We start from the raw sequence: 13,857 nt of genomic DNA, 5'->3' as shown, positions 1-13,857 counted from the left end.
CGTGATTGAAGGGTCAGCACTCGTGATTTGAGGGTCGACACGGCGAACCCCTCAGGCTCGGCCGTGTCGACCCTTCAATCACGCGTGTCGACCTCTCGATCACATGAGTTGACCTTCTGATCACGCGGTGGGGGCGGTGAGGAGGCCGCGGTCGTAGGCGATGGCGACCGCTTCCGCGCGGCGGCTGGCGCCCAGTTTGGCCATCACGCGCGAAAGGTGGACGCTGACCGTTTTTTCGCTGATGTAGAGCTCTTCGCCGACCTGGCGGTTCGTGCGGCCGAGTGCGACGCGCTCGAGGACGTCGCGCTCGCGGTCGGTGAGCGGGTCGGTGACCGTGCGGGCCGGGGGCGCCGGTTCGAGGCCCGCCAGCTCGACGCGGGCCCGGTGCGCCAGGTCGCGGACGGCGTCGCGCAGCGGGATCGCGCCGAGCCGGACCGCCACCGCGTGGGCCGCTTCGAGGGCCGCGCCCGCTTCGGCGTCCTCGGCCAGCCGGGCTTCGGCTTCGTGCCAGCGGCAGACCGCCTGCTCGTAGACGGCGCCGTAGCCGAACGCCGCCACCGCGGCCGCCCACAGCTGGGTGTCGCCCCGGCCGGACAGGCAACTCGCCGCCGCCTCCAGGCGGGCCAGCCACGCGCGACCCTCCGGACCGAGCGTTCCCGAACGCGGCTGGCCGACCACCGAGCACATCCGGCCGTGCGCCAGCAACCGTTCGCCGGCCGCCACGGCGGCTTCGGCCGCGGCCTGGTCGCCGTGGACGCGGGCCTCGGCGGCCAGCCTGGCCGCGGCGGACACGCCGAGCGCGGCGATCCGGATGCCGGCCAGCAGGCCGGGTTCGATCCGCTCCAGCCAGCCGATCAGGTCTTCGGCCTGGCGCACGGCTTCGGCGTGGGCGCCGCGCCAGTACGCCAGCTCGATCCCGGCGCCGCCGGCCGCCAGCGGGATCTGCATGTCCGCCGTCCAGTGCTGCCGCATCCCGCTGAGCAGCTTCGCGGCTTCGTCCAGCCGGCCGCGGGCGACGACGAACAGCGACCAGATGGCCAGGATCCGCGCCGCGACCGCGCTGGACACCCCGCGCCCGGCGCGCCCGGCGCTCTCGTCCGGCCAGTCGCCCATCAGGTACCGCAGCATCAGCTGCCGCGCCCGCAGCTCCAGCCCGTAGACGCTCCAGCTCAGCCCGGCTTCTTCGGCCCGCGCGACCCCGCGCGTGGCGTGCTCCAGCGCGGCCGCGAAGTCGCCCTGGTCGTCGTGGCTCAACGCCAGGAAGTAGGTCGCGCGGATCTCGGTGTTGTACGCGCCCACGTCCCGCGCCTTGCATTCGGCCTGGCGCAGCCGTTCCCGGGCTTCGGCGGCGTCGCCCCGCGAGTCGGCCAGCGTGCCCAGGGTGACCAGCGCCGACGCCTCCGCACCGGCCGCGCCGACCGCCTGCGCGTCGGCGACCGCGGAGAGCGCGCTGTCGAGCGCAGCCTCGGGCTGGTCGAGGATCCGCAGGAACCCGGCCCGGCTGGCCAGCACCCAGGCGCGCGCCGAGCTGGGCTCGGTGTCCTTGACCAGGTCCCAGGCCCGGTCGATGGCGGCGACCGCCTCGTCCAGGGTGCCCTCCAGCGCGAGCAGCGCGTCCGCCAGCCGCCGCCACACCTTCGCGGCGCGATCGTGCGGGACGTCGGCGGTCAGTGCCTGGGTGGCCGAGCGGGCGAACGCCGCGGCCCGCTCGGGCTCACCGGACGTTCCCGCGAAGTACGACGCTTCGTACAGCAGCTTCAGCTCGTCCACCCCGTCCGGCCGGTCCGCCGAGGCGACGGCGTCCCAAATGGACAGTGCCTGTTCGACGTGCTGCAGCGCCGACCCGGGTGCGCCGAGCTTCTCGGCCTCGTCCATCGCGCGCAGCAACGCCGGCAGCGCGGTGGCCAGATCGCTGCTCTGCATCGAGTGGTAGGCCAGCTTCGCGTCGTGGCCGCGGCCCTGCGGCCGCGCCTTGATCCGCGCCGCGTACGCCGCGTGTGTGCGCGACCGCTCCCCCGGCAGCAGGTCGCCGTACACCGCTTCCTGCAGCAACGCGTGCCGGAACGTGTACGAGCCGTCCGAGAGCACCACCAATACGTGGTGCTGGACGGCTTCCCGCAGCGCTTCGTCGAGCTCCAGCTCCCCCAGCGCGGAGACCTCGGCGAGCGCGGCGTGCATCACCGGCTCGTTGGCCACCGAGATGACCCGCGCGACCCGGCGGGCGTCCGGCGAGAGCCGCTCGAGCCGGGACAGCAGCACCTCGGCCAGCCCGGCGGGCAGGTCGTTGCACTCGGTCTTGGTGGCGAGCAGCTCCTCGGCGAAGAACGGGTTGCCCTCGGAGCGGGTGACGATGTCGGCCACGACGTCCGCCGGCAGCGGCTCGTCGGCCAGCGCCTCGACGAACTTGCGGGCGTCGACCGCGCCGAAGGGCTGCAGGTCGACGCGCTCGACGGTGGCGAGCCGGACCAGCTCGGACAGCAGGCCGCGCAGCGGGTGCCGCCGGTGGACGTCCTCCTCGCGGTAGCTGCCCACGACCAGCAACCGCTGCGCCCGCAGCCGGCTGAGCAGGAAGGACAGCAGATTGCGGGTCGAGGCGTCGGCCCAGTGGAGATCCTCCAGGAGGATCACCACGGGCCGCGCCTCGGCGATCTCGGTCAGCACCCCCAGTACCGCGTCGAACAACTGCAGCTGACCGAGATCCTGCTCCGGCCGGGGACGCACCATGGTTTCCCGGTCGTTCGAGGTCATCGGCGGGTGTTCGGCCGGGCGCGGTTCTTCCAGGCCCTGCCCCTGCGGCAGCAGCCGCCCCAGGGCGGGCCGGGCCCGCACCGCGGCGGCGACCGCCGGGTCCGTCGCGCTGCCCAGCGGGGCGAGCGCCTCGGCGAACGGAAGATAAGGAAGACCGCCCTCGCGGACGTCGATGCAGCGGCCGGTGAGCAGCAGCGCACCGCACGCTTCGACGTGCTCGCCGAGCGCGGTCAGCAGCCGGGTCTTGCCGACCCCGGCGTCCCCCGAGAGCAGCGCCGCGCCGGCTTCGCCACGTTCGGCCCTGGCGAAGGCGGCGCGGAGCCGCCGCATCTCGTGGGTACGGGCGACGAGCGGGATTCCGGAGCCGAGTCGGGGCACGAGGAGCATTCTTGCTCACCCCACCGACAAGTTCCGACCGCTTATCGCCTTCGACACTTTCACCGAGCGGTCTTGGCAGCGCCGGCGGTCTCCCGCTCGACCTCGCGGCGCTCCTGCGCCGGTACCTCGACATCGGCGTGCGCGGCCCGCAGGTGGCGGACGGCGCGGCGGGCGCGGACGGCCCAGGCGCTGCGCCCGGCCTTCAGCAGTTCCTCGTTCCGGTAGGCCGCTTCGGCCCGGACCGCGTCGAGCATGAGATCGCTGTGCATCGTGTTCCCCTGTCCCTGTGTTCTCCGTCTGGTAGCACTCAGGTTCGTCCTGAGGGGACACCTCAGGCATCGGGTGATCACGCAGGCATCGCGCAAAAAGACCCCTTACTCCCGGCCGAGCCCAGCTCGGCGGGGGTAAGGGGTCTTTTCCCAAGCGCCTCAGTCGTGCGCCGGGCCACCGGTCCGCACCGCGGCCAGCAGCCCCCGCCAACCCGACGCGGGCAGGCGGAACGCACCCCCTTCGGGGTCCTTCGAGTCGCGCACCGCGGCACCACCGGCGACGAACGCGACCTCCACGCAGTCGTTGCCGCCGCCGCTGTGGCTGCTCTTGCGCCACCGCGCTCCGGAGAGTTCTGTTTCCATGGTCCCCACTCCCTTACTGTGTCCTCGGTTCCGGATGGTGCACCGGACCCGGTACGGCCGCCTGTTCGGCGAACCGCCCGGCCGCCTCGGCGATCAGGTCCACCGAGTCGTCCGGTTTCAGTGCGGCCGCGCGCAGATGGTCGAACATCAGCCCGTAGCGCCGCACGTCTGTGGGTTCCTCCAGGTAGAGGCCGCTGGACGTGCTGTCGTCGACGTAGACGACGTCCGGATCGGCCTGTTCGGGGAAGCCCATGATGAGGAAGGGGCCTTCCATGCCGGGGTGCGCGCCGGCACCGAACGGCACGACCTGGACGGTCACGTTCGGTTTTTCGGCGACGGCGACCATCCGGTAGAGCTGCTCGGCCATCACCTCGGGCCCGTCGACCACGCGGCGCAGCACGGCTTCGTCCATCACGGCCCAGTACTCGGGTGGCGGGGTTTCGGACAGCAGTTCCTGGCGGGCCATCCGGGCGGCGACGCGGCGGCGGATCTCGGCGTCGTCGGCGTCCGGCCGCAGCGCGCGGATCACCGCGCGGGCGTACCGCTCGGTCTGCAGCAGCCCGGGCACCAGGAGGGCCTGGAACGCGCGCAGTGAGCTGGCGTCGGCTTCGAGCCCGACGAAGGTGCCGGTGAAGACCTCGTTGTACGCGTGCCACCAGCCCCGCTTGCGGGCTTCCCTGGCCAGCTGGACGAGTGCCTCCTGCTCGTCGCCCACGATCCCGTAGAGGGCCAGCATGTCCCGGGCGTCACGCGGGGTGACCCCGACGTGGCCGGTCTCGATGCGGCTGATCTTCGAGGCCGAGCATTCGAGCTTCTCGCCCACCTCGTCGATGGTGAGGTCCGCGGCCTCGCGGAGCCGGCGCAGCTCGCCCGAGAGCCGCCGCCGGCGAACGGTGGGGCTCTGTCCCCTGGCCATCGCGGTACCTCCGGATGTCGACGTACTTGCGGTATCCAACCAGCCGGGCGCGGAGGGGGTGGAGCATTGGCGAGCGTTGATTCCGGCACCGGATCTGCAATTTGCAGAATGCTCTCGTATCCTCGCACCCTGCACTGCAGCGGGCGCCCGACAGTCGGCCAGCCGTGGCTTCGACTGGCCTCTGAGCAGGGTAGACGATGACCGCGCGGAGTGCCGCGCGATCATCACACGGAGGGGTCCGGGGCCGTCCCCCGATCGGTCCCGGCCCCTCACCCGGGCCGAATGCCCTTTTCCGGCGACGGATATTCGGACCATTCGTCGCCCGTGCGGGTGATTTCCCGGCGAACTTCACAAGACGCGCAAGAGTCCTTCTTGGACGACCGTGGCGATCAGCGTGCCGTCCTCGGCGAAGAACCGGCCGGTGGCCAGACCGCGGGCGCCGGACGCCGTCGGCGAGGCGCTGTCGTAGAGGAACCACTCGTCCGCGCGGAACGGCCGGTGGAACCACAGTGCGTGGTCGAGGCTGGCCCCGAGCACCTTGTCGGTGTCCCAGTAGACGCCGTGGCGCGCGAGCACCGAGTCCAGCAGCGTCATGTCCGAGGCGTAGGTCAGCACGCAGACGTGCAGCAGCTGCTGGTCGGGCAGTTTGCCGTCGGCGCGCATCCACACCTGGTTGCGCGCGGGCCGCTCGCCGGTCTCGCGGGTGACCCACGGCGGCTCGTTGACGTACCGCAGGTCGATCGGCCGCGGCCGGGCGTGCGCACCGATCGCGTAGCCCTCGGCGCGTTCCATCAGCGTCGGCAGCGTCTCCGGCGCCGGCACGCCCTCGGGCATGACTTCGGCGTGCTCGATGCCCGGTTCCTCGGTCTGGAACGACGCCGAGAGGGAGAAGATCGCCTTGCCGTGCTGGATCGCCACGACCCGCCGCGTGGTGAACGACCGGCCGTCCCGGATCCGGTCGACTTCGTACACGATCGGCACGCTCGGGTCGCCGCCGCGGATGAAGTACGCGTGCAGCGAGTGCACCCGGCGTTCCTCGGGGACGGTGCGCCCGGCCGCGACCAGCGCCTGACCGGCGACCTGCCCGCCGAACACCCGCACCGGCGAGTGGGCGGGCGAGACGCCGCGGAAGATGTTCTCTTCGATCTTCTCCAGGTCGAGCAGCGCGATCAGGCGGTCGAGCACCGGCTGGCCGCCACCCGGGATCTCCAGTTCGGTGGCGGCCGTCCTGGCCAATTCAGTCATGGCCAGACCCTATGTGCTGAACGGGTGACGCGTCCCTTATGCGTGGTCGTCTTCACCGAGGCGGTGCACGCGGATCAGGTTGGTCGACCCGACGGTGCCCGGCGGGGAACCGGCCACGATGACGACCAGGTCGCCCTTCTGGTACTTGCCCATCTCGAGCATCGCGTGGTCGACCTGCTGGATCATCTGGTCGGTCGACTCCACCCGCGGCACGATGTAGGTGTTGGTGCCCCAGGTCATCGACAGCTGGCTGCGGACGCAGTCCTCGGGCGTGAAGGCCAGCAGCGGCAGCCGGGTGTGCAGCCGCGCGAGGCGGCGGACGGTGTCACCGGACTGCGTGAACGCGACCAGGGCCTTCGCGTTGAGCCGCTCGCCGATGTCGCGGGCGGCGTAGGAGATGACGCCGCGCTTGGTGCGCGGGACGTGCGAGAGGGGCGGCACGATCGGCGAGTCGGTCTCGACCGCCTCGATGATCCGGCCCATCGTCTCCACGACCTCGATCGCGTACCGGCCGACCGAGGTCTCGCCGGACAGCATCAGCGCGTCGGCGCCGTCGAGCACCGCGTTCGCGACGTCGGACGCTTCGGCGCGGGTCGGCCGGGAGTTGTTGATCATCGACTCGAGCATCTGCGTCGCGACGATGACCGGCTTCGCGTTCTCGCGGCAGATCTGGATGGCGCGCTTCTGCACCAGCGGGACCTGCTCCAGCGGCAGCTCGACGCCCAGGTCGCCGCGGGCGACCATCACCGCGTCGAAGGCCAGCACGATGGCCTCGAGGTTGTAGACGGCTTCGGGCTTCTCGATCTTGGCGACGACCGGCAGCCGGCCCTTGCCGACCCGGTCCATCACCTGGTGGACCAGGTCGATGTCGGCCGGCGAGCGGACGAAGGACAGGGCGATGAAGTCGACGCCCAGCTCGAGGGCGAACTCGAGGTCCTCGATGTCCTTCTCGGACAGCGCCGGCACGGAGACGTCCATGCCGGGCAGCGAGACGCCCTTGTTGTTGCTGACCGGGCCACCCTCGGTGACCTCGCAGACCACGTCCTGGCCCTCGACGTCGCGGACCACCAGGCCGACCTTGCCGTCGTCGACGAGCAGGCGGTCGCCGGGCTTGGCGTCCCGCGCCAGGCCCTTGTAGGTGGTCGAGACCCGGTCGTGGGTGCCGGCGACGTCCTCGACGGTGATCCGGACGATGTCGCCGTTGTGCCACTCGACCGGCCCGCCGGCGAACGTGCCCAGGCGGATCTTGGGGCCCTGCAGGTCGGCGAGGATGCCGACCGCGCGGCCGCTGTCGGCGGCGGCGCCCCGGATCAGGTCGTAGACCTGCTTGTGGTCGCTGTGGCTGCCGTGGCTGAAGTTCATTCTGGCCACGTCCATGCCGGCATCCACCAGGGCCCGCATCTTCTCCGGGGTCGCGGTGGCAGGGCCCAGGGTACAAACGATCTTCGCGCGTCGGCTCACGTCCACATAGCGTAGACCCTCTTCGCTCGTACGTCTGTACCGATCCCGAATGTTCAGAAAAGTGTTCAGAACCCTGCCTGGTCAGGCGCGGTCAGCGGCGCGGTTGTTCACTTGGGCCGACCCGGTCGCGGGCCCATTCGTTGAACTCGCGCACCTGCCGCCACGCCTTCTTCACCCGGTCGAGCGCGCCCCGTTCGTGCAGGACGTCGTCCGGCTCCCACACCCGGACCGCGTACACCGAGCGGTAGCGCAGCAGGTCCAGCCGGGGGTGATCGGCGTCGAAGCCGCGCGGCTTCGACTTGAGCCGATCTCCCCGGACCTCCCAGCCCGCCCGCTCGAGCTTGGCGAGGATCTTCCGCAGCGATTCGCCGTGCAGCTCCGTGTCGACGGCCTGGCGGAACCGGGCGATCTGGTCGGACGCCAGGTGGAAGCAGCCGCCTCCGACGCGCAGGCCCTCCGGCCCGACCTCGACGTAGTAGGCGCCGCCGCCGCGGCCCTGTTCGATCACCGCGCCGCAGTGGGTCTTGTACGGCGTCTTGTCCTTGGCGAACCGGACGTCCCGGTAGGGGCGGAACACCTTGGGCTCGCCGAAGCCGTCGGAGAACTCGGGCGCCAGCTCGGCCAGCAGCGCCTCCATCGGCGCGCGGACGTCGGACTTGTAGGTCTCGACGTGGTCGTCCCAGTAGGGCTTGGAGTTGTCCTCCACGAGGCCGTCGAAGAAGTCGACGGCGTACTCGCCGAATCCGCTGAACGTCACGCCCGCGACAGTAAACGGGGGCACCGACAAGTTCTGCCGGTGCCCCCGCGGTGCTACTTGGCGACGGCCGTGATCAGCTCGCCGTTGGTGGTGTCGCCGGAGAGTTCCCAGAACATCGCGCCGCCCAGGCCCTGGGTCTTGGCGTAGGAGATCTTGCCGGCGATGGTCGAGGGCGTGTCGTAGCTCCACCAGTTGCTGCCGCACTTGGCGTACGCGGTGCCCGCGACGGTGCCGGTCGCCGGGCAGGAGGCCTTGAGCACCTTGTAGTCCTCGATGCCCTGCTCGTACTTGCCGGGCGCCGGGCCGGTCGCGGTGCCACCCGGGGCGCTCTGCGTGACGCCGGTCCAGCCGCGGCCGTAGAAGCCGATGCCCAGCAACAGCTTGCTCGCCGGGACGCCCTTGCTCTTGAGCTTCTGGATCGCCGCGTCGGAGTAGAAGCCGGGGGTCGGGATGCCGGAGTACGACGTCAGCGGCGAGTGCGGAGCCGTCGGGCCCTGGGCAGCCCAGGCGCCGAAGTAGTCGTAGGTCATCACGTTGTACCAGTTGACGTACTGCGCGGCGCCGCCGTAGTCGGCCGCGTCGATCTTGCCGCCGCTCGTGCCGTCGGCGGTGATCGCCGCGGTGACCAGCTTCGAACCGAACTTCGCCCGCAGCGCCTGGAGGAGGTTCTTGAACGCCGCCGCGCCACTGGTGTCACACGACAGGCCGCAGGCGTTGGGGTACTCCCAGTCGATGTCGATGCCGTCGAAGACGCCGGCCCAGCGCGGGTCGTTGACCAGGTTGTAGCAGGAGTTCGCGAACGCCGTCGGGTTCTTCGCCGCCTGGCCGAAGCCGCCCGACCAGGTCCAGCCGCCGAAGGACCAGATGACCTTCAGGCCCGGGTGCTTGGCCTTGAGCTTCTTGAGCTGGTTGAAGCTGCCGGCGAGGGGCTGGTCCCAGGTGTCGGCGACGCCGTCGACGCTGCCCGCGGCGTCGTAGGTCTTCTGGTAGTCGGCGTAGGCGTCGCCGAGCGCGCAGCCGCCGTTCGTCACGTTGCCGAAGGCGTAGTTGATGTGGGTCAGCTTGCTCGCCGAGCCCGACGTCTCGATGTTCTTGACGTGGTAGTTGCGGTCGTAGACCCCCCATTCGGTGAAGTAGCCGACCACCTTGCCGACGGACGCGTCGGTCGCGGCGGCGGCCACCGGGGCGGTCGCGCCGCCCGCGACGAGACCCGCGGCGGCCGCCACGGCCAGCAGGGCCGAGAAGCTCTTCCTGCGCAAACGGGACATGCGTTCTCCCTCCGGGGAATTCCTCACGGCCACGGTGCCGGAGTGGTGGGGACCACACTCACCGTAAGTGGACTAGACCACTAGGTCAATGGTTCAGACCATGCAAGGTCCACATTCCTTGACAGGAATATGCCCGGCGGAGCACATTTCAGGGGTGATGCAGACTTTCGACGTCCTCGCCGAACCCCGGCGCCGGACCATCCTCGACCTGCTGCGCGACGGCGAGCGCTCGGTCGGCGAGCTGGTCGAGCAGCTGGAGCTGAGCCAGCCCGCGGTGTCCAAGCACCTGCGGGTGCTGCGCGAAGCCGGGCTGGTGACCGTGCGGGTCGCGGCGCAGCGGCGGTGCTACGCGCTGCGCCCGGAGCCCTTGGCCGAGGTCGACGCCTGGCTGGCGCCCTACCGCCGGTTCTGGTCGGACCGCCTGGACGCGCTGGAACACCGGCTGGACGAGACCGATCCCGTCTGAACGGTGCCCTCCAGGACGTCATGAATGACTCATTCCTGGCGTTGGGCGTCAGGAATGAGTCATTCATGACGTTGGGTCAGGGCCGATCGGACTCCGGCGCCGGATCGAAGGTGATGTCCCGCTCCGCCGCGCGGCGCTCGCCCCACTCGTACAGCGCCGTGAGCGCGGGGCGGAGCTCCTCCCCCACCTCGGTCAGGTGGTACTCGACGTGCGGGACCCGGCCGTCGAACTCCTCGCGGCGGACGATGCCCTCCGCCGCCAGCTCGCGCAGCTGCTGGGTCAGCATCTTCTCGCTCACCCCCGGCATCCGGCGCCGCAGTTCGCCGTAGCGGTGGGCGCCCTCCTTGAGGTGGGCCAGGATCACCGGCTTCCACTTGCCGCCGATCAGCTCGACCGCCAGTTCCGTCGCGCAGTGGTACCGCTTCATCCCGCTCTCCCCTACGCACCGGAAAGTACGTGGTTGCCCGGCCGGGCCGCCCCTGGTTGCCTGATCCGGTGATCGTGCCAGAAACCCCGCCGCCGCCCACCCTCTACGAATGGGCGGGCGGCCACGAAGCCCTCGTGAAACTGCTGACCATCTTCTACGGCCACGTCCTGGAAGACCCGCTGCTCGAGCCGGTCTTCCGCGGCATGGACCCGGAGCACCCGAAGCACGTCGCGGGGTGGCTCGGCGAGGTCTTCGGCGGGCCGCCCGAGTACTCGGCGAGCCGCGGCGGGCACGCCCACATGATCGGGCGCCACCTGGGGCGCGGCATCACCGAGGAGCAGCGGCGCCGGTGGGTGAACCTGCTGCTCGACGCCGCCGACGAGGCCGGCTTGCCCGGCGATCCCGAGTTCCGCGCCGCCTTCGCCGGCTACCTGGAGTGGGGCAGCCGGCTCGCCGTCATCTTCTCCGCGCCCGGCGCCGAGCCGAACCTCCACGAGCCCGTCCCGCAGTGGGACTGGCCGGTACCGCCCTGGCAGCCGCCGTCGCCTTAGCCGCATAGTGAGGGCAACCGAAGGAGGGTTGCCCTTGATCCGGGTGGACGGCCGGACCCTGCGGTGCGCTGACGTGGTGACCGCGGCGCGCACCGAGGGCCCGCTGGGCATCGACGTCTCGATCGCCGCGTTGCGGGTGGCCGAGCACGCGTGGAAGCTGGCCGAAGAACTGAGCACGCGCCGGGTGGTCTACGGCCGGACCACCGGCGTCGGGGCCAACAAGGACGACACCGTCGAAAGCTCGGTCGAGCACGGCCTGCGGCTGCTGCGCAGCCACGCGGGCGGCAGCGGCGACGAGATGCCGCCCGGCCAGGTGCGGGCGATGCTGCTGATCCGGCTCAACCAGCTGCTCTCCGGCCGGTCCGGGATCAGCCCCGAGCTGATCGGCGCGCTGGCCGAAGCGGTGCGCACCGGCGCGCTGCCGCTGGTGCACCGGCTCGGCGCGATCGGCACCGGCGACCTGGCGCCGCTCGCCGAGGCGGCGCTGGCGCTCACCGGCGAACGGCCGTGGGTCACCGGGCACGTGCCGCCGGTACCCGTGCGAGCGGGCGACGCGCTGGCGTTCATGAGCAGCAACGCCGCGACGCTCGCCGAAGCGACCCTCGCGGCGATGCGGCTGCACACGCTGACCCGCGCGAGCCACGCCGTCGCGGCACTGACGTACGTCGCGCTCGACGGCAACCCCGAGGCGTACGCGACGCCGGTGCACGAAGCGCGTCCGCACGCGGGGCAGGTCGCCTGCGCGGCCGAGATGCGGCGGCTGCTCGGCATGCACCAGACGCCGAAGCCGGGGCGGCGGATCCAGGACCCGTTCGGGCTGCGCGCGTTCCCGCAGGTCCAGGGCCCGGCCCTGGACGCGATCCACTACCTGCGGGACGTCCTCGCCGTCGAGATCAACGCGAGCACGGAGAACCCGATGATCTCGACGGTCCACAACGACGCCTACCACCACGCGCACTTCCACACGGCCTACGTGTCGACGGCGCTGGACCAGGCGAGGGCGACCGTGCACCAGGTGGCGGAGCTGTCGGTGGCCCGGCTGGGCGACCTGGTGGAGCCGGAGTTCACCGGCCTGCGGCCGTTCCTGGCGGCGGGGCCGCCGGGCAGCTCGGGCGTGATGATCCTGGAGTACGTGGCGCACGACGCGCTGACGGAGCTGCGTCAGGCGGCCCTGCCGGCGACGCTAGGCACGGCGGTGGTGTCGCGCGGCATCGAGGACCACGCGAGCTTCTCGACCCAGGCGGCCCGCGCGGCGACCGCGGCGTGCTCGGCCTACCAGCAGGTGCTGGCGTGCGAGCTGGTGGCGGCGGTCCGCGCGCTGCGCATGCGGGAGGCCGACCTGGTGGAGCTGCCGGTGCGGGATGCGTTCGAAACGGCGTCGGCGGTGCTGGAGGAGAGCCTCGAGGACCGGCCGCTCACCGACGACATCGCCGCCGCCGTCGGCGTGCTGGACGAGCTCGCGCGCATCTAGCGTGAACCCGGATCGCCCGTTCTGCCAACAACCCGGCAGATGGCCTCACGACAGGCAGGCGGTTCATGAGTTCACCAGGTGAAGCCGGCGACGACGCGGACGTCATCACCGCGTCGCTCCGGCACCCCGAGCGGTTCGCGGTGGTCTTCGACCGCCACGCCCCGCACATCCATCGCTACCTCGCCCGGCGGCTGGGTGCCCAGGTCGCCGACGACGTGCTGGGCGAGACGTTCCTGATCGCGTTCGGCGGGCGCGCCCGCTACGACCCGGCGTTCCCGAGCGCGCGGCCGTGGCTCTACGGCATCGCCACGAACCTCGCCGGCCAGCGCCGTCGCGTCGAAGCACGCGAGTACCGGCTGCGCGCCGCCCTCGGCCCGCCCGCCCACCAGGTGTGTCACGCGGACCGGGTCGCCGAGCGGGTGACGGCGCAGGCGATGACCGGACGGCTGGCCGGCGCCCTGGCCGGGCTGGCCCGGCGGGACCGCGACGTCCTGCTGCTGATCGCCTGGGAGGGGCTGGCCTACGAGGAGGTCGCGGCCGCACTGGGGATCCCGGTCGGCACCGTCCGGTCGCGCTTGAACCGGGCCCGCAGGAAGGTCCGCGCGGAACTGGGGCACGCGCCCGCCGAGGAGGTCTCGAACCATGGATGAGATGCAGCTGCTTCGCGACTTCGCCGGACCGGCCGGGCTCCCGGCGGCCGGCGACCTGGCCCGGAACCGGGCCGAGCTGATCGCGGCGGCGACCGCGCGACGCCCTGCTCGCCGCCGCTGGGTGTGGGGCTCGGTCGCCACCGCCGGGCTCGCCGCGGCCGTCACCGCCGTCGTCGTCCTCACACCGGCCGACACGGCGGTCTCGCCGGGTCCCGCCGAGCCCGAACCGGTGCGCATCCTGCTCGCCGCGGCCGCGAAGGCGCGCGCCCTGCCGGACGTCACCCCGCGGCCGGACCAGTTCGTCTACTCCCGGACCCGGCTCGCGGACGGCCGGGAGAACGAAACGTGGGCGTCGGTGGACGGAACGCACGACGGGCTGGCGTTCCTTTTCGGCCACGAAGCCGAGGTGGCGGGCTGCCGCGACGGGAAACGCGTCCAGCAGGAGAGCCACGGCCGGACGGTGACGAACCGGTGCGTGCCGCACCCCGCCGCCCCCGCGGACCTGCCCACGGACGCCGACGCCATGCTCGCGTACCTGCACAAGAGCACCTACGGCGAAGGCGACACGCTGCAGGACCTCGGCGACGAAGCCGTCACGCTGGCCGGTGGGTACCTGCGCCCGGCGGTGCGGGCCGCGCTCTACGAGGCGGTGGCGAAGGTGCCCGGGCTGGTCGCCCGCACCGACGCGAAGGACGCCACCGGCCGGGCCGTCCTCGGCATCACCTGGCACCGCACGACCGAGCACGGGATCGGCAACCAGGACGAGTTCCTGTTCGACCCGGTGACCTTCGCCTACCTGGGCTCCGGGACGACCGGTGCGGTGGTTAGCCAGGGCATCGTCGACGCGGTGCGCCAACGGCCCTGAACGCGCGATGGGCCGCTCCGGG

General features: G+C 71.8%; 14 protein-coding genes. 5 read left to right on the top strand and 9 right to left on the bottom strand.

What is annotated here, in order from left to right; all coding sequences use genetic code 11:
* Positions 1 to 120: 120 nt before the first annotated feature.
* The 8 genes from ISP_RS13100 to ISP_RS13065 form a co-directional block, all read right to left on the bottom strand.
* Positions 121 to 3,135: a helix-turn-helix transcriptional regulator gene (locus tag ISP_RS13100; protein ID WP_014466827.1), complete on the bottom strand. Its 3,015-nt coding sequence runs from the start codon at positions 3,133 to 3,135 to the stop codon at positions 121 to 123.
* A gap of 50 nt (positions 3,136 to 3,185) precedes the next feature.
* The gene (locus ISP_RS13095; RefSeq protein WP_013224346.1) at positions 3,186 to 3,395 is read right to left on the bottom strand and encodes a hypothetical protein; all 210 of its coding nucleotides are present in this window, start codon (positions 3,393 to 3,395) and stop codon (positions 3,186 to 3,188) included.
* A gap of 159 nt (positions 3,396 to 3,554) precedes the next feature.
* Positions 3,555 to 3,758 carry a DUF397 domain-containing protein gene (locus ISP_RS13090; RefSeq protein ID WP_013224345.1) on the bottom strand — a complete coding sequence of 68 codons (204 nt, stop codon included), beginning with the start codon at positions 3,756 to 3,758 and terminating at the stop codon, positions 3,555 to 3,557.
* Between the two features lie 13 nt (positions 3,759 to 3,771).
* The gene (locus ISP_RS13085) at positions 3,772 to 4,674 is read right to left on the bottom strand and encodes a helix-turn-helix domain-containing protein (protein ID WP_013224344.1); all 903 of its coding nucleotides are present in this window, start codon (positions 4,672 to 4,674) and stop codon (positions 3,772 to 3,774) included.
* Between the two features lie 348 nt (positions 4,675 to 5,022).
* Entirely contained in the window at positions 5,023 to 5,919 is an 897-nt protein-coding gene (locus ISP_RS13080; RefSeq protein WP_013224343.1) for an acyl-CoA thioesterase, read from the bottom strand.
* A 36-nt stretch (positions 5,920 to 5,955) separates the two neighbouring features.
* On the bottom strand, positions 5,956 to 7,380 hold the full coding sequence (gene pyk, locus ISP_RS13075) for a pyruvate kinase (RefSeq protein WP_014466825.1): 1,425 nt from the start codon (positions 7,378 to 7,380) through the stop codon (positions 5,956 to 5,958).
* Positions 7,381 to 7,471: 91 nt separating this feature from the next.
* The gene (locus ISP_RS13070) at positions 7,472 to 8,137 is read right to left on the bottom strand and encodes a DUF2461 domain-containing protein (protein WP_013224341.1); all 666 of its coding nucleotides are present in this window, start codon (positions 8,135 to 8,137) and stop codon (positions 7,472 to 7,474) included.
* 53 nt (positions 8,138 to 8,190) lie between these two features.
* Entirely contained in the window at positions 8,191 to 9,405 is a 1,215-nt protein-coding gene (locus tag ISP_RS13065; RefSeq protein ID WP_013224340.1) for a glycoside hydrolase family 18 protein, read from the bottom strand.
* A gap of 157 nt (positions 9,406 to 9,562) precedes the next feature.
* Here ISP_RS13065 and ISP_RS13060 point away from each other — a divergent pair, with 157 nt between their 5' ends.
* Positions 9,563 to 9,871: an ArsR/SmtB family transcription factor gene (locus ISP_RS13060; protein ID WP_014466824.1), complete on the top strand. Its 309-nt coding sequence runs from the start codon at positions 9,563 to 9,565 to the stop codon at positions 9,869 to 9,871.
* 76 nt (positions 9,872 to 9,947) lie between these two features.
* On the opposite strand, the gene ISP_RS13055 is transcribed toward ISP_RS13060, so the two are convergent.
* Positions 9,948 to 10,298 (bottom strand): winged helix-turn-helix transcriptional regulator, encoded by a 351-nt coding sequence (locus ISP_RS13055; protein ID WP_013224338.1) that lies wholly within the window; start codon positions 10,296 to 10,298, stop codon positions 9,948 to 9,950.
* Between the two features lie 68 nt (positions 10,299 to 10,366).
* On the opposite strand from ISP_RS13055, the gene ISP_RS13050 reads away from it, so the two are divergent.
* The 4 genes from ISP_RS13050 to ISP_RS13035 all read left to right on the top strand — a co-directional run bounded on the left by ISP_RS13050 (position 10,367) and on the right by ISP_RS13035 (position 13,835).
* Entirely contained in the window at positions 10,367 to 10,849 is a 483-nt protein-coding gene (locus ISP_RS13050) for a group II truncated hemoglobin (RefSeq protein WP_014466823.1), read from the top strand.
* A gap of 34 nt (positions 10,850 to 10,883) precedes the next feature.
* Entirely contained in the window at positions 10,884 to 12,320 is a 1,437-nt protein-coding gene (locus tag ISP_RS13045; protein ID WP_013224336.1) for an aromatic amino acid ammonia-lyase, read from the top strand.
* Between the two features lie 65 nt (positions 12,321 to 12,385).
* Positions 12,386 to 12,970 carry an RNA polymerase sigma factor gene (locus ISP_RS13040; protein ID WP_013224335.1) on the top strand — a complete coding sequence of 195 codons (585 nt, stop codon included), beginning with the start codon at positions 12,386 to 12,388 and terminating at the stop codon, positions 12,968 to 12,970.
* Positions 12,963 to 13,835, top strand: coding sequence for a CU044_5270 family protein (locus ISP_RS13035; protein WP_013224334.1), 873 nt, complete (start codon positions 12,963 to 12,965; stop codon positions 13,833 to 13,835). Before ISP_RS13040 ends, ISP_RS13035 begins: the two co-directional genes overlap by 8 nt.
* The last annotated feature ends 22 nt before the right edge of the window (positions 13,836 to 13,857 follow it).

The sequence above is a fragment of the Amycolatopsis mediterranei genome, assembly GCF_026017845.1.
GTDB lineage: Bacteria > Actinomycetota > Actinomycetes > Mycobacteriales > Pseudonocardiaceae > Amycolatopsis > Amycolatopsis mediterranei.
The sequence above is the reverse complement of the archived record's forward strand: the minus strand, read 5'-3'. Positions and strand labels throughout refer to the sequence as shown.